The 22,281-nt window shown below is 42.8% G+C and carries 22 protein-coding genes; all 22 read right to left on the bottom strand.

Annotation, left to right across the window (positions count from 1 at the left end; all coding sequences use genetic code 11):
• Positions 1-26 precede the first annotated feature (26 nt).
• Entirely contained in the window at positions 27-266 is a 240-nt protein-coding gene (locus A8708_RS05635; RefSeq protein WP_068662530.1) for a YlzJ-like family protein, read from the bottom strand.
• Positions 263-997: a ClpP family protease gene (locus tag A8708_RS05640; RefSeq protein ID WP_068662531.1), complete on the bottom strand. Its 735-nt coding sequence runs from the start codon at positions 995-997 to the stop codon at positions 263-265. The genes A8708_RS05635 and A8708_RS05640 overlap by 4 nt, the downstream gene beginning before the upstream one ends.
• A 173-nt stretch (positions 998-1,170) precedes the next feature.
• Entirely contained in the window at positions 1,171-2,847 is a 1,677-nt protein-coding gene (locus tag A8708_RS05645) for a ribonuclease J (RefSeq protein ID WP_068662532.1), read from the bottom strand.
• Positions 2,848-3,018: 171 nt separating this feature from the next.
• On the bottom strand, positions 3,019-3,882 hold the full coding sequence (dapA, locus tag A8708_RS05650; protein ID WP_068662533.1) for a 4-hydroxy-tetrahydrodipicolinate synthase: 864 nt from the start codon (positions 3,880-3,882) through the stop codon (positions 3,019-3,021).
• 26 nt (positions 3,883-3,908) lie between these two features.
• The gene (gene dapG / locus A8708_RS05655) at positions 3,909-5,126 is read right to left on the bottom strand and encodes an aspartate kinase (protein ID WP_068662534.1); all 1,218 of its coding nucleotides are present in this window, start codon (positions 5,124-5,126) and stop codon (positions 3,909-3,911) included.
• A 41-nt stretch (positions 5,127-5,167) separates the two neighbouring features.
• On the bottom strand, positions 5,168-6,208 hold the full coding sequence (locus A8708_RS05660; protein ID WP_068662535.1) for an aspartate-semialdehyde dehydrogenase: 1,041 nt from the start codon (positions 6,206-6,208) through the stop codon (positions 5,168-5,170).
• A gap of 36 nt (positions 6,209-6,244) precedes the next feature.
• On the bottom strand, positions 6,245-6,838 hold the full coding sequence (locus A8708_RS05665) for a dipicolinate synthase subunit B (protein ID WP_068662536.1): 594 nt from the start codon (positions 6,836-6,838) through the stop codon (positions 6,245-6,247).
• Positions 6,835-7,734 carry a dipicolinate synthase subunit DpsA gene (gene dpsA / locus A8708_RS05670; protein ID WP_068662537.1) on the bottom strand — a complete coding sequence of 300 codons (900 nt, stop codon included), beginning with the start codon at positions 7,732-7,734 and terminating at the stop codon, positions 6,835-6,837. The genes A8708_RS05665 and dpsA overlap by 4 nt, the downstream gene beginning before the upstream one ends.
• A gap of 151 nt (positions 7,735-7,885) precedes the next feature.
• On the bottom strand, positions 7,886-8,341 hold the full coding sequence (dut, locus tag A8708_RS05675) for a dUTP diphosphatase (RefSeq protein WP_275667870.1): 456 nt from the start codon (positions 8,339-8,341) through the stop codon (positions 7,886-7,888).
• A complete protein-coding gene (locus tag A8708_RS05680) occupies positions 8,328-9,584 on the bottom strand; it encodes a M16 family metallopeptidase (protein ID WP_068662539.1) in 1,257 nt (418 codons plus the stop codon). The genes dut and A8708_RS05680 overlap by 14 nt, the downstream gene beginning before the upstream one ends.
• A gap of 108 nt (positions 9,585-9,692) precedes the next feature.
• Positions 9,693-10,685 carry a polysaccharide deacetylase family protein gene (locus A8708_RS05685; protein ID WP_239696552.1) on the bottom strand — a complete coding sequence of 331 codons (993 nt, stop codon included), beginning with the start codon at positions 10,683-10,685 and terminating at the stop codon, positions 9,693-9,695.
• Positions 10,686-10,921: 236 nt separating this feature from the next.
• Complete coding sequence (gene pnp / locus A8708_RS05690; RefSeq protein ID WP_068662541.1) at positions 10,922-13,024, bottom strand: polyribonucleotide nucleotidyltransferase; 2,103 nt, start codon at positions 13,022-13,024, stop codon at positions 10,922-10,924.
• 267 nt (positions 13,025-13,291) lie between these two features.
• Positions 13,292-13,561 (bottom strand): 30S ribosomal protein S15, encoded by a 270-nt coding sequence (rpsO, locus tag A8708_RS05695; protein WP_028558319.1) that lies wholly within the window; start codon positions 13,559-13,561, stop codon positions 13,292-13,294.
• Positions 13,562-13,716: 155 nt separating this feature from the next.
• Positions 13,717-14,637 (bottom strand): bifunctional riboflavin kinase/FAD synthetase, encoded by a 921-nt coding sequence (locus tag A8708_RS05700; RefSeq protein ID WP_239696553.1) that lies wholly within the window; start codon positions 14,635-14,637, stop codon positions 13,717-13,719.
• A gap of 74 nt (positions 14,638-14,711) precedes the next feature.
• Positions 14,712-15,626 carry a tRNA pseudouridine(55) synthase TruB gene (gene truB / locus A8708_RS05705; RefSeq protein ID WP_068662543.1) on the bottom strand — a complete coding sequence of 305 codons (915 nt, stop codon included), beginning with the start codon at positions 15,624-15,626 and terminating at the stop codon, positions 14,712-14,714.
• Positions 15,623-16,624 (bottom strand): DHH family phosphoesterase, encoded by a 1,002-nt coding sequence (locus tag A8708_RS05710; RefSeq protein ID WP_239696554.1) that lies wholly within the window; start codon positions 16,622-16,624, stop codon positions 15,623-15,625. Before A8708_RS05710 ends, truB begins: the two co-directional genes overlap by 4 nt.
• A complete protein-coding gene (gene rbfA / locus A8708_RS05715; protein ID WP_056625044.1) occupies positions 16,621-16,980 on the bottom strand; it encodes a 30S ribosome-binding factor RbfA in 360 nt (119 codons plus the stop codon). Before rbfA ends, A8708_RS05710 begins: the two co-directional genes overlap by 4 nt.
• Positions 16,981-16,986: 6 nt before the next feature.
• Positions 16,987-19,848, bottom strand: a complete 2,862-nt coding sequence (infB, locus tag A8708_RS05720; protein WP_420848534.1) for a translation initiation factor IF-2 — start codon at positions 19,846-19,848, stop codon at positions 16,987-16,989.
• A gap of 52 nt (positions 19,849-19,900) precedes the next feature.
• Positions 19,901-20,230: a L7Ae/L30e/S12e/Gadd45 family ribosomal protein gene (locus tag A8708_RS05725; protein ID WP_239696555.1), complete on the bottom strand. Its 330-nt coding sequence runs from the start codon at positions 20,228-20,230 to the stop codon at positions 19,901-19,903.
• Positions 20,220-20,537, bottom strand: a complete 318-nt coding sequence (rnpM, locus tag A8708_RS05730; protein ID WP_056625035.1) for an RNase P modulator RnpM — start codon at positions 20,535-20,537, stop codon at positions 20,220-20,222. Before rnpM ends, A8708_RS05725 begins: the two co-directional genes overlap by 11 nt.
• A 29-nt stretch (positions 20,538-20,566) precedes the next feature.
• Complete coding sequence (nusA, locus tag A8708_RS05735) at positions 20,567-21,664, bottom strand: transcription termination factor NusA (protein ID WP_068662546.1); 1,098 nt, start codon at positions 21,662-21,664, stop codon at positions 20,567-20,569.
• A 36-nt stretch (positions 21,665-21,700) separates the two neighbouring features.
• Positions 21,701-22,165 (bottom strand): ribosome maturation factor RimP, encoded by a 465-nt coding sequence (gene rimP / locus A8708_RS05740; protein WP_275667871.1) that lies wholly within the window; start codon positions 22,163-22,165, stop codon positions 21,701-21,703.
• Positions 22,166-22,281: the final 116 nt, after the last annotated feature.

Consider the following 22,281-nt stretch of genomic DNA (forward strand, 5'->3'; position numbering starts at 1 on the left):
CTCGAGGGATGATACGGGAACAAGACCTAACGAGTTGAATTAACCGCTAGTTGCGGTTGATATGAAATGATGTTACCAGGCGAATAGTGTTCATTCAAATAGTCTTGAGGATTACAGCTGTATAGTCTTACAATACGTGCTTGATAACCACTTAACGGCTCAATTTGCACCATCAAACCATCTACTTCAATATCTAAATACTTTGGGGAATAGGCCTCAAATCCTTCAAAAATAACTTCCATCGGAATCACAGAATAGTGAATCACTGAACAAGCCCCCCTGAGTTCGCCACTTTCTTGGCTTCAATCCGGCTGTTCAACTCACGAATGGCATCACCGATACCACCGACCTGATTGATTAACCCATACTTGACGGCGTCGCCGCCAATTACCGTTGTGCCGATATCTCTCGTAAGTTCACCAGTCTTAAACATAAGTTCTTTAAACTTTTCTTCTGTGACGTTGGAATGCTTCGTTACGAAGCGTACAACACGCTCTTGCATCTTATCCAAATATTCAAAGGTCTGCGGGACGCCAATTACCAAGCCGTTTAATCGAATCGGATGAATCGTCATGGTCGCAGTTTCGGCAATAATCGAATAGTCTGCAGATACCGCAATAGGAACGCCAATACTATGCCCGCCTCCTAGAACCAAAGCAATCGTCGGTTTCGATAACGTTGCAATCATTTCTGCGATCGCTAGACCTGCTTCGACATCTCCTCCAACTGTGTTTAAAATGATCATAACGCCTTCAATTTTGGAGTTCTGCTCCGCTGCTACAAGCTGAGGAATGAGATGTTCATATTTGGTCGTCTTATTCTGAGGCGGTAGTACGATATGCCCCTCTACCTGCCCGATAATCGTTAGACAGAAAATGTTTGATTCACCAGAGACCGTATTCGTCTGTCCTAATTGTTGAATATTCTCGAGAACAGCATTCTTCTTGGCTTCCTCTGTCCCTTGTTCCTGTTCTTTGGAGCCTGGTACTGATGCCACTTGGTATTCCCCTTTCAAATTAAGCTACAATGACAAGTTGATCAAGATCCCCCATAGTATGAATAAACTTCTATACTTTCATGCATACTTCACTTTGCAGTAACAAGAAAAAGCTCCCCCCGTTAGGAGAGAGCTTTACTATTTGCATAGGCTCAAGTGACTTGTTCGAGTACCTAAACTTCCATAATGATTGGAAGAATCATTGGTCTTCTTCTGGTTTGTTCATATAAAAAGCGTCCGAGAACATCTTTCACATTTGTTTTTAAAGATGCCCATTCGTTTACATTTTCATTCATTAGCTTAGTTAACGTATTTGTTACGATTCGATTGGCTTCTTCAAGAAGTCCTTCGGATTCACGAACATAAACAAATCCGCGTGAAATAATATCTGGGCCGGACAAAATTTTGCCATCTTGCTTACTAAGTGTAACCACGACAACTAGAATTCCATCTTGCGACAGTAATTTACGGTCACGCAATACGATATTGCCTACATCCCCTACACCTAGTCCATCAATTAGGATGTTGCCGCTTTGGACTTTCGAACCTTTGCGTGCAGATCCATTTTGAATTTCTACCGTATCACCAATATCGCACATGAAAATGTCTTCTTTAGGAATACCGACAGTTTCGGCAAGGATAGCGTGTTGACGCAGCATGCGATATTCGCCATGAATTGGAATAAAGTATTTAGGTTTCATCAGGTTCAGCATAAGCTTTAATTCTTCCTGACTACCGTGTCCTGAAACGTGAACACCCGTTACTGAACCTGGGCCGTAAATCACGTGGGCACCAATGCGCATAAGCTCATCAACTGTTCTGCCTACGTAACGCTCATTCCCTGGTATCGGAGTTGCCGCAATAATAACCGTATCCCCTGGTAAAATATCAATTTTACGATGGGTTGAACGTGCCATTCTTGTTAGAGCAGACATCGGTTCGCCTTGGCTACCCGTGGATAGGATTACGACACGATCAGCTGCAAGCTTATTTACTTCCTCTGGTTCAATCAACATGCCATCTGGAATGTGTAAATAGCCTAATTCACTAGCGATCGAAACCACGTTGACCATACTACGACCAATAACTGTTACTTTGCGATTCGTTGCTGCAGCTGCATCAAACACCTGTTGTACACGGTGAATATTCGATGCAAATGTCGCAATAACAACTCTCTGCTTCGCTTTACGAAATACTTCTTCAATTTCAATCCCTACGCCGCGCTCAGAGCCCGTGTAGCCAGGACGTTCAGCATTCGTACTGTCTGAAAGCAAGGCAAGAACGCCTTTCTTACCGATCTCAGCCATACGATGTAAATCTGCATATTGCTCATTCACTGGAGTCTGATCGAACTTAAAGTCTCCTGTATGAACAACAACACCTTCTGGCGTATCAAGTGCGACACCAACAGAATCCGGAATACTATGATTGGTTTTGAAGAAAGTTGCCGTAAGAACGCCCAGTGGAAGAACAGATTCCGAATTGATTAGAATTCGGTTCGTCGTTCCGAGCAAGTTCGCTTCCTTCAGCTTAGCCTCGATAAGTCCCATCGTTAACTTCGTAGCATAGAGGGGAACATTGAGGTGTTTAAGCACGTAAGGTAAGCCACCAATGTGATCCTCATGGCCGTGCGTGATGATAATGCCGCGTACTTTATCCCGATTTTCTGTTAAGTACCCGATATCTGGGATGACAATGTCAATTCCGAGCATGTCCTCCTCTGGAAATTTCAAACCACTGTCAATAACAATAATATCGTTCGCATACTGAACGCAATACATATTTTTTCCGATTTCGCCCACGCCGCCAAGAGCGAAGATCAAAAGTTTATCAATATTTTTTTTGGACAAGAATATACCTCCTTCATAGATTGGACGACGAATTTTAAATGAATAAACCGAACTAGTCACTTGCAACCATTATACATGAAAAAAAACAGCAAATACAAGTTAATACTGAATACGTTTAGATTTCCCAAAAAAAGAAAACCGATGCCGGAAGCACCGATTCATTAGGCATGATCATACAAAAAGTGATTGAATGAATTGTCCTTCTTGCTCGGTTACACGAACTAACGGAAGTCGAACGCCGCCTGTTTCAATGCCTTTAAGTGCCAAAGCATATTTGATTGGTGCAGGGCTCGGTGCACAAAAGATACCAGTGAATACTGGATGAAGCTTACGATGAAGCTCTGCAGCTTGCTGAATGTTGCCTTCTAAATAATACTTTATCATAGTTTGCATTTCTTTTCCAATCACATGACTCGCGACACTGATAATCCCTTCACATCCAATAGCTAATGAAGGCAAAGTATTACTGTCATCACCACTGTATACAAGGAAATTAGGTGCAGCATGTGTAAGTATACGTGTCATTTGATCCGTATTCGAGCAATCTTTGGTCGCCACGATATTCGGTATTTGGGAAAGACGAATGGTTGTATCCGCATCCAAGTTCACACCTGTTCGGCCAGGCACATTATATAGCACGACAGGAGTAGTAACAGCTTCTGCTATTGCTTTGAAATGTTGATACAAGCCCTCCTGTGATGGTCGGTTGTAATACGGCGCAACTAGAAGTAAAGCATCCACACCAAGCTGGGCTACTTTACGCGAAAAATCAATTGTATGAACAGTGTCGTTGCTGCCGGTACCTGCAATAATTTTGCAACGTCCTGCCGCAACACGAACCGATAGTTCAATAAGACGCAACTTTTCGTCTTCTGATAGCGTTGGCGACTCGCCTGTCGTCCCACATATCACAAGGCTATCCGAATGCTGTTCTTCAATTAGATAATTAATTAATGGCTCTACTTGATCCCAGTTAACTTGTAACTGATCATCAAATGGAGTAACCATTGCTGTGACTACTCTTCCAAAACTCACTTGGTACGCCTCCTGACTTTCTTGATTTATTTGAATAAATTGAATTTTCGATGAAGTGCACGCACTGACTTAATCATGTCGACACCTTGGACAAGCACCCAAATGGTTGTATTCGAATCCGCTGATTGAAGAATTCGGATATCTTCCACTGTTAATGCTTCAACAATATGCGCCATAATACCAGGTACACCATTCATTCCGCCACCAATCACGGACACCTTCGCACAGCCGCTTGTGTACTTGGGCTCGTAACCCTGCGTCTTCAGTAATTGGACTGCGCGTTCGGCTTCATGATCAAAGACCGTATATACAACGCCTGAAGGGTTTACATTAATAAAATCAACACTAATCTGATGTTGAGCCATTGTTTTGAATACCCGAAGTTGAAGATCGAATTCACCATCAACGGCAGCAACCTGAATCTGTGTTATATTCGTGAAATGTGCAATCCCTGTAACAAAGCGATCCTTAACATGGTTAACGTCTGTTGACACATTGTCAGAAGCGGTGACAAGCGTCCCTTCTTCCTTAGTGAAAGTTGATCTCACACGAATGGGAATATTGGCTTGCATGGCAACTTCAACAGCGCGTGGATGAATAACTTTAGCACCGTTATGAGCCATATTACAAATCTCGCTAAAACTCACTCGCTGCAATGGTTTAGCATCTTCAACAATTCTTGGATCCGCTGTCAAAATACCATTAACATCTGTAAAAATATCTACAATTTCTGCTTTCAGTGCGGCGCCAAGTGCTGTTGCTGAAGTATCACTGCCCCCGCGGCCTAAAGTCGTCAACTCATCATGACTTGTTTTCCCTTGGAAACCAGTGACAATGACGACCTGGTCTTGTTCTAATAATTCAAAAATCCGATTCGGTTTCATCGCAATGATCTGAGCATTCCCATGATTCTCATTCGTAATTAGACCTGCTTGCCCACCCGTCAAAACTGTAGATCGAATCCCTGTTTTGTTCAACAAACTACACAAAAGCACTGCAGAAATTAATTCTCCGCAGCCCATTAGCATATCGAGTTCCCTTGTTGGCAGCCCTTCCCCATTCTTCCGAACGAGGTCTAGAAGCGTATCAGTTGCATAGGGTTCCCCTTTTCTTCCCATCGCAGAAACAACAACAACTAGTTTATAATGTTGAATTAGTGCGTCTTGAATATGTCCAATAACGTGTTCTCTAGCTTGCGCGGTGGAAAGTGAAGTACCTCCGAATTTCTGAACTAGAATTCGCATGAGTATCCTCCAATTTCACTGCTCGAAAGGCAGTATGCTGATTATTGTTGCTCTATAGCAATATATTCAGCAATTTGTACGGCATTCCAAGCAGCACCTTTTAACAAATTATCTGACACAATCCACAGGTTAAGCGCTTTAGGGTTACTCAAATCCCGACGAACACGGCCGACGAAAGTTTCGAGTTTACCCGCAGCATCCGTAGCAAGTGGGTACAGTTGCTCTGATGGATTGTCAACAAGAACAATACCAGGTGCATTCGCTAGTAGATCCTTGACTTCATCAATATCAAAATCATTTTTCAATTCTACATAGACGGATTCTGAATGCCCGTAAACAACAGGAATTCGCACGCACGTAGCTGTGACTTCAATGGACTCATCACCCATAATTTTCTTCGTTTCAAGAATCATTTTCATTTCTTCATTCGTAAAACCATTATCCAAAAATTTATCAATTTGCGGAATCGCATTGAAAGCAATTTGATGCTTAACCGGTAAAGAGCCCACTGGCAATATTGCCGGATTTGCCTCATTGCCTGCTAGCACTTCTTTGGATTGTCGCAGCATTTCATTAATGGCTTTAGCACCAGCACCAGAAACGGCTTGGTACGTGGATACGATAATACGTGAAATTCCATAACGGTCATATAGCGGTTTAAGCGCTGCAACCATTTGGATTGTAGAACAATTCGGATTGGCTATTATCCCTTTATGTTCATTGATTTTCTCAACATTCACTTCGGGTACAACAAGTGGTGTATCCGGGTCCATACGGTACGCGCTCGTATTGTCAATACAAATCGTACCGGCTTCTACGGCATGCGGAGCCAATGCTCTGGTGACATCGCCACCAGCACTAAAGAGCGCCAGGTCTACGCCTTCGAAACTCTCCGGAGTAGCTTCTTGCACAACTACTTCTTGGCCTTTGAATGCAATCTTTACACCAGCTGAACGAGCAGAAGAGAGTAATTTCAATTCCTTGATGGGGAAATTCCGTGCTTCTAGTAGACGGATGATTTGCTCGCCGACAGCGCCTGTAGCGCCTACAACTGCAACGTTGAACAGCTTCTGGTTGGACATAATCTGGTTTCTCCCCCTCAAGTTGACATCTATCAGTTAGTACTGAAATCTCTCAATAATCATGGGTTGCAATTGTTTGCCTTCCAGTGCAGCTTCACAAGCTTCCATTATCAAGTCCATCCGGGCCACCAACGAATTTGGCTTAGCTCCAGGAGCATCTTGACCGTAAGGCACAAAGTAAATATTCTTGGTCACCAATAACTTTGCAATATTCATTGCATTTAAACCTAAACCATCATTCGTTGAAATCGCTAAGACGAGCGGTCTCAAGTTTCTCATTTGTGCTTTAGCTGCCATTAGAACGGGACTTTCTGTCATTGCATTTGCTAGTTTACTAGTTGTGTTCCCCGTACAAGGAGCAATCACCATCACATCCAATAACTTGGAAGGACCTAGCGGTTCCGCATCTACAATCGTAGAAATAATCTCATTCCCCGTAATATCTTTCAGCATTTGCTGCCAGTCAGCAGACTTCCCAAACCGTGTGTCTGTCGTCATGACTGTATTCGATACAATCGGAATAACGCGAGCACCCGCATCTACAAATCTCTTAATTTGAGGCATGACCTCTTCAAGTGTACAGTGAGAACCGGTTAATGCATAACCGACTGTTTTCCCTTGCCAATTCATTCCACATCGCTCCTGTCTTTGAAGTCTTCCTCGATCAGCTGACTTAAGGTGTTAGCCATAATACGGCCAGCTGTTTTGGGGGCGACGATTCCAGGTAAACCGGGCGCTAGCATCGCTTTAATGCCTCTCTTCTCGGCAAATCGAAAATCCGTTCCACCGGGTCTTGAAGCTAAATCGATAATAAGCGCGCGATGTGGGATATTGGTAATAACTTGCGCTGTGACTATCATAGTCGGAATTGTGTTAAAAAGCAAGTCAATATTCCCCACTTCCGGGTACAGATCCTTCGTATAAAAAGGCTGAAAACCCATCTCCCACGCCCTTGCATAATGCTCCGGTTTCCTGACACCAACCTTGACGGTTGCCCCTAATCCTTGCAATGTTTTGGCCATGGTGAACCCTGTTCGACCAAACCCTAATACCATACATACGGACCCATGAATTGTAATATCGGTGTTCTGGATGGCCATCATAAGCGCACCCTCTGCAGTAGGAATCGAGTTATAGATGGCAATATCATCACGATCTAATAACTCTACAAGCTCAATGTCATGTGCCGATACGAGCTTCTTCAGATAGCTCTTCGCCATACCTGTGTAAACCTTGGCATGTTTCGGCAATGAAGATATATGCTCATCTGTCAAAATCATCTCTTCACTTGAGAAAATAGATTCCACTTGTCCTGTCTCATCCGTACCTACAACTGGCAATATAAGTGCATCCACATGCCCAAACAACTCCGGATCTAACTTCACATTCGTTACACCGTGAAATTGCCTCCCGAGATTGTCAAATCCGAGTAAAATAACGGTAGCGTCTAGCTCAGTAAATTTCTGAATTACTTCAAGTTGCCGGGCGTCTCCTCCCATAATAGCAACCGAAATCCCAGTAAGCATTCTTGCTTACACCCCTTCCTCGGTCCGTTCGATACGTTATAGTATGCGTTCGCCTAAGGATGGGTGACTTCTGACTTTGCATCCTCTGAAACGAGAAAGAACCCCTTCCTAAGAAGAGGTTCTTTCTCGTTTATTATGTGATAAGACAGTATTAGCGCCCAGTATGGCCGAAGCCGCCTGACCCACGTATTGTTTCTGACAACTCATTAACCAATGTTAATTGAATTTGTGGTACACGTTGGAATACCATCTGAGCTATTCGTTCATTCCTCTGTATTACGAAGGCTTCCTGACCATGATTGATTAACAATACTTTAACCTCGCCGCGGTAATCCGCATCAATGGTGCCGGGGGAATTAAGCGTTGTAATGCCATGTTTATACGCCAGGCCGCTTCTAGGACGAATTTGTGCTTCAAGTTCAGGTGGCATGCTTAACGCGAAGCCCGTTGGAATCAATCGACGTTCACCAGGTGCGAGTACAACTGGCTCTGTAACTGCAGCATGTAAATCATAGCCACTTGCTGCTTCAGACATTTTCTGTGGTAAGAGAATGTCTTCCTGACCTTCCATTCTTTTCACATGGACTTCAAAATCAAAGAGAGACAAGCTGATCCCTCCTGAAGCCACTGATAACATCATCCTCATTCCCGACCATGGATAGAGCAAACGGTGTAGCAAATAGATTTTTCGTTAGTTGGCGAATATGATCCATATTTACGCTCTCGATACGTTCAATCATTTCATCCAAACTATAATGCTTGCCAGTCATCAATTCATTTTTACCAAAACGGTTCATACGACTGCTAGTGCTTTCTAAACTCAAAATTAGGCTGCCTTTCAGCTGCTCTTTACCCTTCTTGAGTTCATTATCTGTCATTCCATTTACAGCAATATCATGAAGCAGTTCCATCGTCACTTTCAATACTTCTTCTGTTTGCTTAGGTGCCGTACCTGTATATATGGTAAACATCCCGCTGTCAATATGAGAAGAGTGATAAGAATACACGGAATAAGCTAATCCACGTTTCTCTCGAATTTCTTGGAACAATCTTGAGCTCATACCACCACCAATGGCATTATTCAATAAAACCATCGGATACAAATTTTCCTCTTGCAGGGACAATCCAGGTAATGACAAACAAATATGGTTTTGTTCCGTTTTCTTCGCATGGAAAATCAACTCACTAAGAAAATCGGGTGCATCGTAGCTTGTTTCAACACCGGATTGTGAGAAATTGCCGAAATGTTTTTCAATTAAATCCTTAACGCTATCATCAATATTTCCCGCAATACTTAGTACAGTATTCTCTGTGTTGTAATTTTGTTTGAGATAGGAACGAAGATCATCTGACTTCATTTTGGACAAATTGTCTTGCGTACCTAGAATCGTATAACCCAAAGCATGTGTGCCATACGAAGCTTTCGCTAACAAATCATGTACGAGATCATCCGGTGTATCTTCATACATGGAAATTTCTTCATAAATCACATTCTTCTCTTTTTCAAGCTCACCTTCATCAAATGTGGAATGGAAGAACATATCCGAGAGTACATCCATGGCTAAAGGCAAATGCTCATCCAATACTTTGGCATAATAACACGTATATTCTTTGGAAGTGAAAGCATTCACATTTCCGCCGATACCATCAAAGATTTCAGCAATATCTTTCGCCGAATGACGTTCCGTACCTTTGAACAACATGTGTTCAATAAAGTGCGAGATACCATTGTTTGTTTGTGATTCATTACGTGAGCCTGTTTTTACCCAAATCCCGAATGTTACCGAGCGAAATGTAGGGATTTGTTCCATAACCACTCTTAATCCATTATGTAAGCGATATTTGATCACCAAGGTTCCTCCTCGAAATGGTACACCTATAAGTCCAATTCTCCTATTATACTTCCTCAGTCTAACAAAAATGTGCCTAGGACTCAAATTAGCTCCAGAAAATCATGATTATTTCGTGATTTGCCCCTGTCCAGTGATCCTTTTAGAAGATAAAAGGTCTGAGACGGTACCTACTACTAATCCTTTTTTCTTAATGAGACTAATCATTCCTGGCAACGCATCCCTTGATGAAACGGTAGGATGCATCAGAATAAGTGTCCCTGGTTCAACTTGATTAGATAATCGCTCAAGAATGCGACCAGCACCTGGATTTTTCCAATCGATCGTATCAAAAGTCCACAATATCGTTTGCAGCTTAAATTCGGAGGCAACTTGAACGGTCTCCTGATTAAAATAACCTGAAGGAGGTGCAAATAGAACGTTTTTAACTCCAAGCTGCTTCAGTAATTCTTCTGTTTTCGAAATTTCTTCTACTGCTTTGCTCCGCGAAATCGTGCGCATGTCTTTATGTGAATAGGCGTGATTCGATACCTCGTGTCCCTCGCTTAGAATGCGTTTGGCCATTTCTGTATTCTTCTTTAACCAAGAACCGTCGAAAAAGAAAGTCGCATGGACATTTTCTTTCCGAAGTGTCTCTAACATACTCGGTAAAAATTCATTGCCCCATGCGACATTGATCATAATAGAAACCATTGGCTTCTTCGGATTGCCCTTATATACAGGATTAGGACCAAGATCATCCAATTGAATACTTGGCTCTACTTCTTTCATCACATAATTAATTTGATTAGGCGTTAATTGATGCTCCGCTAACTTCAGCGTTTCCTCAATATCCACTTCCAGACCATTATAGCCAGGGATCGCTTTCCATACGGAATCGACTTTCGCATTTATTGGAGCGATTCTACGTTTCTCTGCTTCTTTGGTTATCGTGTCTAATAAAATAGATTTATTGGCAGATGCAAACGCTGGACGTATCTCAGCCTTCGTATCAACAAGTTCATGTTCTTCAACAAGTTCATGTTCAGCATGTTGATTATTTTTAACTTGTTTAATATAGGTTTCAACACTTGGAATTGCATTCACTGTAAATAGAACCATAGCAAAAAAACTCCCAAGTAACATCCATTTTCTGTGGAGCATACACAGGTCCCCCTTCTCCATAAACGCTCCCAACCTTCTGAAGAAGGTGTAGCTGTTTATTTTGTCTCCTGATTGTATGAAGGTTGGGACAAGAGTAGAACTGTGCATGTCCACGGAATAGAGGAAAAGCAAAAAAGAGACAGATAGATCTGACTCTTTATCCTGAACTATGAATGAAACGTACTTACAAATCTCTAGCTTTGTGCAGATACCTGTGAAGTTAGCGTCGCTTTGCGTGAAAGATTTACTCTTCCTTGTTGATCAATCTCAGTAACTTTAACCGTAATTTGGTCTCCAACATTCACAACGTCTTCTACTTTGGCTACACGTTCTGTAGAAATTTGCGAAATGTGTACAAGACCTTCTTTGCCTGGTAGGATCTCAACGAAAGCACCGAATTTCTCAACGCGTTTCACTGTACCAAGGTAAGTTTCGCCAACGATGACCTCACGCACGATACCTTCAATAATGGAACGCGCTTTCTCGTTCATTTCTTGATTGGACGATGCGATGAATACGCGGCCGTCTTGCTCGATGTCGATCTTCACGCCAGTTTCCTCAATGATTTTATTGATGATTTTACCACCAGCACCAATAACATCACGGATTTTGTCCGGATTAATATTCATTGTAAGAATTTTAGGTGCATATTTAGAAAGATTTTTATTTGGTGTCGAAATGCGGGATACCATTTTGCCTAAGATGTGCAAACGGCCTTCTTTCGCTTGTTGCAACGATTGTTGCAAGATGCTGCGGTCAATCCCGTCAATTTTGATATCCATTTGAAGTGCTGTGATACCTTCTGCAGTACCAGCAACTTTAAAGTCCATATCGCCTAGGTGATCTTCCATCCCTTGAATATCGGACAAAATGGAGAATTGATCACCGTCTTTGATAAGACCCATTGCAATACCTGCCACTGGTGCTTTAATCGGAACACCGGCATCCATAAGTGCAAGAATACTTGCACAAATACTTGCTTGAGAAGTTGAACCGTTCGATTCCAACACTTCTGATACAAGACGAATTGTGTAAGGGAACTCAATTTCATTCGGGATGATCGCTTCAATAGCTCTCTCACCTAACGCACCATGTCCAATTTCGCGACGGCCTGGAGGACGCAATGGTCTAGCTTCCCCAACGCTGAATGGTGGGAAGTTATAATGATGCATGAAACGTTTAGTTTCAGTCAAATCTAAACCATCCAAGATTTGAACATCGCCAAGCGCACCTAATGTACAGATGCTAAGCGCTTGAGTTTGTCCACGTGTGAACAACCCTGATCCGTGTGTACGCGGCAACAAGTTGACATCGCACTCAATTGGACGTATCTCATCTGGTTTACGACCATCAGGTCTTACTTTATCATGCGTGATTAAGCGGCGAACTTCTTCTTTCACGATATCATACAAGGTTTCTTTCACATCACCAAGAAGACCTGGTGTTTCTACGTACAAAGCAGTGAAATGCTCAACAGCATCCGCGTTGACAACATCGATTGCTTCTTGACGAGCATGCTTTTCAGGAATTTTGATTGCATCCACTAATCTAGCTTGAGCAAATTCACGCACCGCGCTATTTACTTCAGCATCAACAGCATGCAGTTTAACTTCCATTTTGGGTTTACCCACTTGCTCAACCAGTTCCTCAATTGTTGCAACAATTTTACGGATTTCATCATGACCGAACATAATTGCTTCAAGAACAACTTCTTCAGAAACTTCTTTCGCGCCAGCTTCAACCATCATAATCGCATCTTTGGTACCAGCAACAGTTAAGTGAAGATCACTCTTCTCTGCTACTTCGCCCGTAGGATTGATAACGAATTGCCCGTCAACACGACCAACAATTACGCCTCCAACAGGTCCATTAAAAGGAACATCGGAAATCGCAAGTGCAGCAGACGTACCGATCATTGCAGCCATTTCAGGTGGGCATTCTTGATCCACGCTCATGACGATCGACACGATTTGAACATCGTTACGGAAGCCTTCTGGGAAAAGTGGACGAATCGGGCGATCCGTTAAACGACTCGCAAGAATCGCTTTCTCACTAGGACGTCCTTCTCGCTTAATAAAACCACCAGGAATTTTACCTACCGCGTATAATCTCTCTTCATAGTTCACTGTTAACGGAAAGAAATCTAAATCTTTCGGTCCGCTGGAAGCCGTTACTGTGCTAAGCACAACCGTATCGCCGTAACGAACAGTTACTGCTGCATTGGCTTGTTTGGCTAGTCGGCCTGTTTCAAGAATGAACGGCTTACCGCCAAGTTCCATTTGTACCCTTGTCTCCATAATATCCTCCTAAGGCATGGTTTGAACTTCAAAATATGTGTTTGATAAACATGTACAGAAATCATAAGATCCAGAGACCAATCCGAATCTACTCCGTATGTATGCAAAATAGACAAGCTATGGAGTTATCCTCTATTTCTGCGTTATGACTAGTATTTCCTTCTTTTCCCGTTTTAAAAATACAAGAAAAAGCAACCTTTTGCTGCTCTTTGCCAGAGCTTTATCAAGCCTAGCAAACGAGCAACAGGTTGCTTCTCATTGTCTGTTTTATCGACGCAAACCAAGCTTTGCAATCAAAGCACTATAGCGGCTTACATCTTTGTTTTTAACATATGCTAGCAACTTACGACGTTGTCCAACCATTTTAAGCAAACCACGACGGGAGTGGTGATCTTTCTTGTGTGTACGAAGGTGGTCTGTAAGGTTAACAATGTTTTCTGTAAGGATTGCTACTTGTACCTCAGGTGAACCTGTGTCGGTATCGTGTACTTTGTGTGTTTGAATCAGTTGCGTTTTGCGCTCTTGCGTAATTGCCATAATCGTTCATCTCCTAAATTCTAATTAGTATCCCCGCTAGCCTAGAAAGCGCCGATGAAAACGTCAATCCAAGCTAAGGTTCATGCCAAATGAACACGTCCATTCGGCAACGTTATTCAGTATAACACAATTGACCAGAAGAAGTAAACGTATGATTACATCTCTAACGTCAATTTCTGTTTTGCTTCTAAGGAATCAAGTTTAATTTGAGCAACTAAATCTTCTAATGAAGTAAATTTACGTTCTGGTCTAAGAAAAGCAATAAGCTCAACCACAACAGTTTCTCCATATATTTGCTCGGAAAATTCGAATAAATGCGCTTCAAATGATGGTTTGAGTTCTCCTGTCTCAAATGTTGGTTTCACACCAATATTCATGACACCTTGATATTTTTCTCCACGGACAGTCGCTTGAATAGCGTATACACCATTCTTTGGACTGACATACGGTTCTTCCAATTGAAGATTAGCTGTGGGGAATCCAAGTGTTCTCCCTCTCTTCGCACCATCAACAACAGTACCACTTATGCTATATGGACGTCCTAGCAACCTAGTCACTGTCTCCAATTCGCCAAGCTGCAATGCTTCGCGTATACGTGTACTACTCACTTTTTCACCATTCATATGAAAAGGTCTCACCACTTCAACAGAGAATTTCCCGTGACTCAACTCACAGAGTGAATCCGGAGTACCTTTACCTTGAAATCCAAAGGTAAAATCAAAACCGCATATGACGCTATCTACGCCAAGCCGATCAAGGACTCCATCCACGAATTGTTCGGGCGTTAAGCGCATCAGCGATGCATCAAACGTTACAATATAAACGTGATTGATGCCCATACTTTCAAAGATTTGCATCTTCTTCTTCGTGGGCGTCAACGAATCTATATATTTATCTTGCCCCATTACCGCTCTAGGATGAGGGTAAAAGGTCATGATGGCTGAGTTTAGCCCAAGATTCTTAGCCGTAAGCATAGCCCTACCTATTACCTCTTGATGTCCTAGATGTACACCATCAAAGTCACCAATAGCTACCACTTGTTTCCCAACAATCTGCGCTAACTCATCCAAATCCATCGGATATGATATTGGTATTATTTGCATAAATTCCGTCTCACCTACCTATTTCAAACCGTCCCGCGACGTTATGATTAAAGGAATACTTTGGCCGGGACCAAGACCTGGCTAGTGCTTTTCCATTCAAACAGACCAAGAAATCGTTCATCTGGTGAATAGGCCCGAAATATGGTTTGTGAAGCATCTGCATGAGCCACTCGATTCGCAGCTAGAGCTATTTTCTTACCTTGCAAGGAATGAAGCGCTTCTTGATCATTGAGGGTAATAGATGGCATATGTGAGATGGCTATATCCATCGGAATCATATGTTGTTGCAATGATCCATCTTCCTTCAATTGAACAATTTGCTCAAAGGTTAAACATTGTTCCTTACGAATATTACCTGTAGACGTACGTATTAGACTTACCATGACAGCTGGATACCCCAGTGCTCTCCCTATATCTACACACAAAGTTCTAATATAGGTACCTTTGGAGCATACGGCACGAAAACGAATTTCAGGGTGCTTCTGATCCATATTGAGCTCGAGAATCTCAAGTTCGTAAATCGTAGCTTTCCTTGATTTTCGTTCAACTTCCTTACCTTCTCTCGCTAATTCGTAAAGTCGTTTGCCATCTACTTTAACAGCTGAGAACATAGGAGGAATTTGCTCGATGTCTCCCAAGAAGGATTCAAGCACACCACGTAGTTGACTTTCTCCGAGTGTTACCTGTGATACTTCTTCCAGGACAGTCCCTGTCATGTCTTCCGTATCTGTCGATAACCCAATACGTAAAACAGCTTCATATTCCTTCGGCAACTCTTGAATATATTCAACCATCCGTGTAGCACGACCGATGCAAAGTGGCAAAACACCTGTCACTTGCGGGTCAAGGGTACCCGTATGACCAATACGCTTAATACTTAAAATTCTTCTGACTTTGGCGACAACATCATGGGATGTAAAGCCCGCTGGTTTCCAAACAGGCAGTATACCTTCTAGCGTCATTTCAGCTTGTCCCCTACTTCCCCAACCATTCTAGCAATTGCTTCATCTAGCGTACCATGAATCGTACATCCCGATGCTCGAACATGCCCTCCTCCACCAAGTGACTGTGCAATCGCAGCAACATCGACTAATCCGGAGGAACGCAGACTTACTTTAATGACGCCTGGTGCCTTCTCCTTAATCAGCATGCCTACCTCTACACCCTCAACATTACGAGGATAATTCACTAATCCATCCAAATCATCACTCGAAGCACCTGTCAACTCCAAATCTGCAAGTGACACAGCAAGCCAGGCTAACTTGCGATCATAGGCAAAGGAAAGTGTTGATAGTGCTTTTTGGAGAAGTACAATCTGTGCATACGTCATCCGTTCAAGTACAAGTTCAGCAATTTCTGCACCCTTGACCCCTAACTCCAACATAGAAGCCCCGATTTTCATAACCTCTGAAGAAGTATTCGAATAACGGAAACCACCTGTATCTGTCAGCAGGCCGGTATAGATGCATTCACCGAAAGAAATGTCAGGTTGAAGTTTCATATGTTGTGCCAAATCATACAAAATTTGAACGGTTGCCGCGGCATCATATTTGATTAAATGACAGGAACCGAATTCATCATTCGTTGGATGATGGTCAATATTGAGTAGGTTTACCTGCTCATCAAAAAGAGTGCTGATCCTACCCATTCTGGAGAAATCAGCACAATCAACACTTATGATGGTTTGATACAGTCGACTCGGTGCCTGTTCACTATAATCAATCGTTTGTTTACTACCTGCTAAGTAGGAAAATTTAGAGGGCATTGCGCCCTCATTGATCATTGTGAATGACTTTCCAAGCTGACTTAATATCCAACCTGTTGCATACGTTGAACTGGCAGCATCTCCATCCGGCTGGATGTGAGATACAACCAGGAAATCATCATGCTGCTCGATAAATGCAGCTGCTGCTGCCAGCTGCTGACAGTATTCGGTGGCATGGTTCATTCCGTTATTCATACGTTTGTATTTCCTTCCTGATTGAGCTTATACAACAATTGGTCAATGTGACTACCATAGTCGATCGAAGCATCAAATTTAAACTGAAGCTCTGGAATCTTGCGCAAACGAATTCGTTTGCCTAATTCAGAGCGAATATACCCTGAAGCAACAGAAAGAGCCTTAAGAGTGGCCGCTTTTTCTTCTTCAGTTCCCATTACGCTTAAATACACACGAGCAAGTGACAAATCATTCGTCACTTCAACACCTGTAACGGTCATAAAACCAATACGAGGATCCTTCAGTTCAGCTTGAATAATCTGACTCAGCTCTTTCTTAATCTGTTCGCCAACTCGACCTACACGAACTCTAGCCATTTATTATCACCTCTCAACGGACTCCATGATAAAGGCTTCAATAATGTCGCCCTCTTTAATATCATGATAACGCTCAAGAGATATACCACACTCATAACCTTGTGCAACTTCTTTTTGGTCATCCTTGAATCGTTTCAAGGAATCAATTTTGCCTTCGTGAACAACAATACCGCTACGAACTAAGCGAGTTTGTGCATTACGAGCAATTTTACCTGAAGTTACATAACAACCTGCAATTGTTCCTGAACCAGTAATTTTGAAAACATTACGTACTTCAGCTTGACCAAGAACAACTTCCTTGAAGATTGGATCCAGCATGCCTTTCATCGCTTGCTCGATTTCTTCGATTACGTTGTAAATGATGTTATGCAGACGGATATCAACTTTCTCTTGATCAGCCGTTGCTTTCGCAGCAGGCTCAGGACGAACGTTAAATCCAATAATAATCGCATTGGAAGCAGAAGCCAGAATAATATCAGATTCTGTAACTGCGCCAACCCCATTATGAAGAATCTTAACGCGTACACCTTCAACTTCAATTTTCTCAAGAGAGCTTTTCAGTGCTTCTACGGAACCTTGAACGTCACCTTTGATAATTACATTCAGATCTTTCACTTCACCGTCTTTAATATGCTTAAAGAGGTCTTCCAATGTGACGCGGGAATTAGCTGTCATCTCGGATTGACGAAGTGCAATCGCACGACGATCTGCAATATCTCTTGCTTTGCGCTCATCTTCATAAGCCAAGAATGGATCCCCAGCTTGTGGAACTTCTGTCAGACCCGTAATTTCAACCGGAGTTGAAGGACCTGCTTCTTTCAAACGTTTACCTTTATCATTAACGATCGCGCGCACACGACCGAAGCATACACCGGCAACGAAGCTATCTCCAACTTTTAAGGTACCATGTTGAATTAGGATTCTAGCCACTGGGCCTCTTCCTTTATCCAACTCAGCCTCAATAACAGTCGCTCTAGCACGTTTGTTTGGATTAGCTTTGTACTCTTGTACTTCAGCTACCAGCAAGATCATTTCAAGCAAGTTTTCAAGACCAATACGTTGTTTTGCGGAAATTTCGCAGAAAATCGTATCGCCGCCCCACTCTTCCGGAACTAACTCGTAAGCTGTAAGAGCTTGCTTAATTTGGTCTGGATTAGCGCCTTCTTTATCAATCTTGTTCACAGCTACAATGATTGGTACGCCAGCCGCTTTAGCATGACTAATCGCTTCTACGGTTTGTGGCATTACACCGTCATCTGCTGCAACAACGATAATTGTAATATCCGTAACTTGAGCACCACGAGCACGCATCGTAGTAAATGCTTCGTGACCAGGTGTATCCAAGAAAGTAATTTTCTTATGATTAACTTCGACTTGATAAGCACCGATGTGCTGAGTGATCCCGCCTGCTTCGCCTTCAGTAACACTCGTTTTACGAATGGCATCAAGCAATGTTGTTTTACCGTGATCGACGTGACCCATGATTGTTACAACAGGTGGACGTTCGAGCAAGTCAGCCTCGTCATCGATTTCTTCGAATGTTTCGAAGTTATCTTCTTCGACTTTGATTTTGATTTCAACTTCAACACCAAATTCAGTCGCGATCAATTGAATAGTTTCCAAATCTAGCTCTTGGTTGATCGTAGCCATTGTGCCAAGGAATAAGAGCTTCTTAATTACTTCAGAAGCATCTTTGTGAAGTAATTTCGCTGTTTCACCAACCGTCATGTTACCACGAACAATGATCTTCTTAGGTGTGTTATCCACTTTTTCTTTCTTAACTATGTCTTGTTGGTAACGACCTCTGTTGTTTCCGCGTTGGTTGCCTCTGTTGTTTCCACCAGGACCACGATTACCACCAGATCTATTATCATCAAAACGTTTTGGTGTTGGTTTGGATTTTTTTGTTGTTATGACACCAGCTTTTGCTGCTGCATCATCCAACTCAGCCGCTGTTGCACCAACATGAAATTGTGGTTTAGCTTCTTGAACAACTGGTCTTCCACTTTGGTTATTGTTACGGTTCTCGAAAGGCTTGGACTGGCGATTAGGGCCAGCACTACGATTTGGACTAGATTGAGGACGCCCACTGTTCGCGCTTTGACCACTGCTTGCTCCAGGTCCGCCTGCCCCTTGATTTGGGCGTGAACCTGCATAGTTGCTGTTCGAGCGTGGCGCTCCGCCCTGTCCTTGGCCGCCTTGGCTGTATCCTTGACTAGCTGGACGACTGTTGTTGTATCCACCACTGCTTCCGCCTGCAGGACGTTGGCCGCCAGGATTGGATCCTTGATAACCTGTACGTTGGCCACCTTGGCTGGAACCTTGACCTGCAGGACGTTGGCCACCAGGATTGGAACCTTGGTAACCTGTGCGCTGGCCGCCTTGGCTGGAGCCTTGACCACTTGGACGTCCACCATTTGGATTAGAACCTTGATAGCCCGTACGCTGACCACCTTGAGAGTTGTTAGAACGATTTCCTTGATAGTTACTGCTTTGGCCACTTGGGCGTGACTGTTGTGGGCGACTTGATGAATTTTGTGTAGACTGACTTTGTTGAGGAGTCGTAGCTCCAGTTGATGTAGTCGGTTGACTACTAGCAGATTGTTGCTCATTAGTAACTGGCTTAGCCGCCGGGGTTACTGCACCTTTATTCTCTTGTGCTGGAGCCTGCGATGCAGGATTCTGATTCGTCGTAGATGAACTCACATTTCCTCCGTCCGTAGCTGCTCGTTTGGCAGCTGCATTAGCTTTGATATCTCTAAAGAACTTTTCCACACTGCTAACCGCGTCATTCTCCATTACACTCATGTGGTTGTTAACAGGTATATTTAATCGTTTGAGAATGGTGATAATTTCTTTGCTGCTCATATTGAGCTGTTTCGCGTATTCGTACACGCGTGTCTTGTCTTTATTATCTTGTTTATTGGTCAATATGTTTCACCTCCGCAGGATTTTCTTGACTCTTCTGCAGCATCTGCGCGAAGCCTCCGTCCAATACACCTATGGTGACACGCATTTCTTTCCCAATGCTGCGGCCCAATTCATACTTAGTACCCACTTCCATGAGTTTAACCCCATAGAAAAGGCATTTATCTTGAAATTTCTTACGTGTATTAGCAGAAGCGTCTTCCGCCATAATAACTAGCTTGGCCTCACCCGCGCGAATAGCTTTGAATACACCTTCGTCACCCGTAACGAGTTTCCCGGCTCTCATCGCCAATCCTAATTGATTTAGAAATTTAGGATTCATCTTCTGATTCCTCCTCTTCTTTCGAAGAAAGGAATTCATCTTCAACACGAATGAAATCTTGTTCCAGTTGGTCATAAATGTCTGCGCCTACAGCATGCTTCAGAGCTCTATCCAGGGCTTTGCTTTTCTTTGCCAATTTAAAACAAGAAACTTTACCGCACAGGTAGGCACCGCGCCCAGACTTCTTCCCCTTAAGATCAATGAGAATATCATCCTCAGGCGTTTTGACGACGCGGATCAATTCCCTCTTCGGCATCATTTCCTGACAGGCAACGCATTTTCTCAGAGGGATTTTTCTCTGCTTCATTCCGATCACCCCTTGTTCCAAACATAAACTTAATCGATGCTAATAGAATCTTGGTGCATCTCTTCCGAGTAAGTTTTCACTCTGCCATATTCTTGTTCTGCTTGCGTTTCACTCTTGATATCGATTTTCCAGCCTGTAAGCTTAGCAGCTAGACGGGCGTTCTGTCCTTTAATCCCAATTGCCAGAGAAAGCTGATAATCAGGTACAATGACTCGAGCCATTTTTTCATTTTCATGAATCTGAACTTCAAGCACTTTAGAAGGGCTTAGCGCATTCGCTACATACTCTTCTACACTCTCCATCCAGCGAACGATATCAATTTTCTCTCCGCGCAGTTCAGTTACAATCGTTTGAACACGAAGTCCCTTCGGACCTACACATGATCCAACGGGATCGACTTCTGGATTGCGAGAGTGAACAGCAATTTTTGAACGGAAGCCTGCTTCACGTGCAACGGAGCGAATCTCTACCACGCCATCGAAAATTTCAGGAACTTCAAGCTCAAATAGACGTTTCAACAAGCCTGGATGTGTTCTCGACAGAATAATTTGAGGACCCTTTGTCGTGTTCTCGACTTTTGTAATATAAGCTTTGATACGGTCTCCCTGTTTGAACTTATCCGTAGGCATAAGCTCTGTCAATGGAAGAACGGCTTCTACTTTGCCAAGATCCACATAAATATTTCGTTGATCTTGACGTTGTAAGATACCTGTTACGATATCTTCCTCTTTATCGATAAATGCATTATAAATTAAGCCACGCTCGGCTTCGCGTATCCGTTGCGTTACAACCTGTTTAGCGGTTTGTGCTGCAATACGTCCAAAATCACGAGGCGTTACTTCAATTTCAACGATATCATCCAATTGGTAATTCGGATTAATTTCACGCGAAGCATGCACAGAAATTTCCAATCTCGGATCCAAAACGTCTTCTGTAACTGTCTTCCGTGCATACACCTTAATAAGACCCGTATGTCGATTGATATCTACACGAACGTTCTGTGCCGTGTTGAAATTACGTTTATAACTTGAAATCATCGCCGCTTCAATAGCATCAATGAGTAGCTCCTTGGAGATACCCTTCTCTCGTTCAATTTCCGACAGCGCTTCAATAAAATCCGTGTTCATTTGAACTGAGTCCCCCCCTTCAATAAGTAACGATTACTAAAATACGATAGCAAGACGTGCACTAGCTACTTTGGCAACCGGAATGCTGATTTTCTTTTTACCAATCTCGATCACGAGTACTTCCTCGTCATAAGACTGCAACAACCCTTCAAACTCTTTAGAACCTTCGATTGGTTCATACGAGGTAACAAATACGTGACTATTTACGGCTTTATAAAAATCTTGAGTTTTCTTAAGCGGACGTTCTGCTCCAGGAGAAGAAACCTCTAAGAAATAAGCATCAGTAATCGGATCTTTCTCATCCAATTGAACACTTAAGAACTCACTGATGCGGCCGCAATCATCTATATCAATTCCGCCTTCTTTGTCAGCATAGACGCGAAGGAACCAATTGCTGCCTTCTTTGACATATTCAATATCCACGATTTCAAACCCATTTTGTTCAACAAAATCCTTCAGCATGTCCTCAATGATGGATTTGATTTGTTCTTGTGTAGCCACAGATATGTGTACCTCCTAAATTGACTTCTCCTTGACGTATCCCGAAAAGTCCTATATCAAAATGTAAAGAGTGGGTTTCCCCACTCTTTAATCACAAGATGATATCCTCATTATTG

Source organism: Paenibacillus oryzisoli, assembly GCF_001653565.1.
Lineage (GTDB): Bacteria > Bacillota > Bacilli > Paenibacillales > NBRC-103111 > Paenibacillus_E > Paenibacillus_E oryzisoli.

What these genes read in the sequence shown, in the direction of transcription:
- rnpM (WP_056625035.1), bottom strand. Translation starts at nt 20,537, where the DNA reads ATGAAGCAGAGAAAAATCCCTCTGAGAAAATGCGTTGCCTGTCAGGAA.
- A8708_RS05710 (WP_239696554.1), bottom strand. Translation starts at nt 16,624, where the DNA reads ATGAATAACGGAATGAACCATGCCACCGAATACTGTCAGCAGCTGGCA.
- A8708_RS05665 (WP_068662536.1), bottom strand. Translation starts at nt 6,838, where the DNA reads ATGAATTGGCAAGGGAAAACAGTCGGTTATGCATTAACCGGTTCTCAC.
- rpsO (WP_028558319.1), bottom strand. Translation starts at nt 13,561, where the DNA reads ATGGCAATTACGCAAGAGCGCAAAACGCAACTGATTCAAACACACAAA.
- A8708_RS05700 (WP_239696553.1), bottom strand. Translation starts at nt 14,637, where the DNA reads ATGGATTTGGATGAGTTAGCGCAGATTGTTGGGAAACAAGTGGTAGCT.
- dpsA (WP_068662537.1), bottom strand. Translation starts at nt 7,734, where the DNA reads ATGCTTACTGGGATTTCGGTTGCTATTATGGGAGGAGACGCCCGGCAA.
- infB (WP_420848534.1), bottom strand. Translation starts at nt 19,848, where the DNA reads ATGAGCAGCAAAGAAATTATCACCATTCTCAAACGATTAAATATACCT.
- dapG (WP_068662534.1), bottom strand. Translation starts at nt 5,126, where the DNA reads ATGCGAATTCTAGTTCAGAAATTCGGAGGTACTTCACTTTCCACCGCG.
- truB (WP_068662543.1), bottom strand. Translation starts at nt 15,626, where the DNA reads ATGACGCTAGAAGGTATACTGCCTGTTTGGAAACCAGCGGGCTTTACA.
- nusA (WP_068662546.1), bottom strand. Translation starts at nt 21,664, where the DNA reads ATGAACACGGATTTTATTGAAGCGCTGTCGGAAATTGAACGAGAGAAG.
- A8708_RS05725 (WP_239696555.1), bottom strand. Translation starts at nt 20,230, where the DNA reads ATGAATCCTAAATTTCTAAATCAATTAGGATTGGCGATGAGAGCCGGG.
- pnp (WP_068662541.1), bottom strand. Translation starts at nt 13,024, where the DNA reads ATGGAGACAAGGGTACAAATGGAACTTGGCGGTAAGCCGTTCATTCTT.
- rbfA (WP_056625044.1), bottom strand. Translation starts at nt 16,980, where the DNA reads ATGGCTAGAGTTCGTGTAGGTCGAGTTGGCGAACAGATTAAGAAAGAG.
- A8708_RS05685 (WP_239696552.1), bottom strand. Translation starts at nt 10,685, where the DNA reads ATGGTTCTATTTACAGTGAATGCAATTCCAAGTGTTGAAACCTATATT.
- A8708_RS05660 (WP_068662535.1), bottom strand. Translation starts at nt 6,208, where the DNA reads ATGTCCAACCAGAAGCTGTTCAACGTTGCAGTTGTAGGCGCTACAGGC.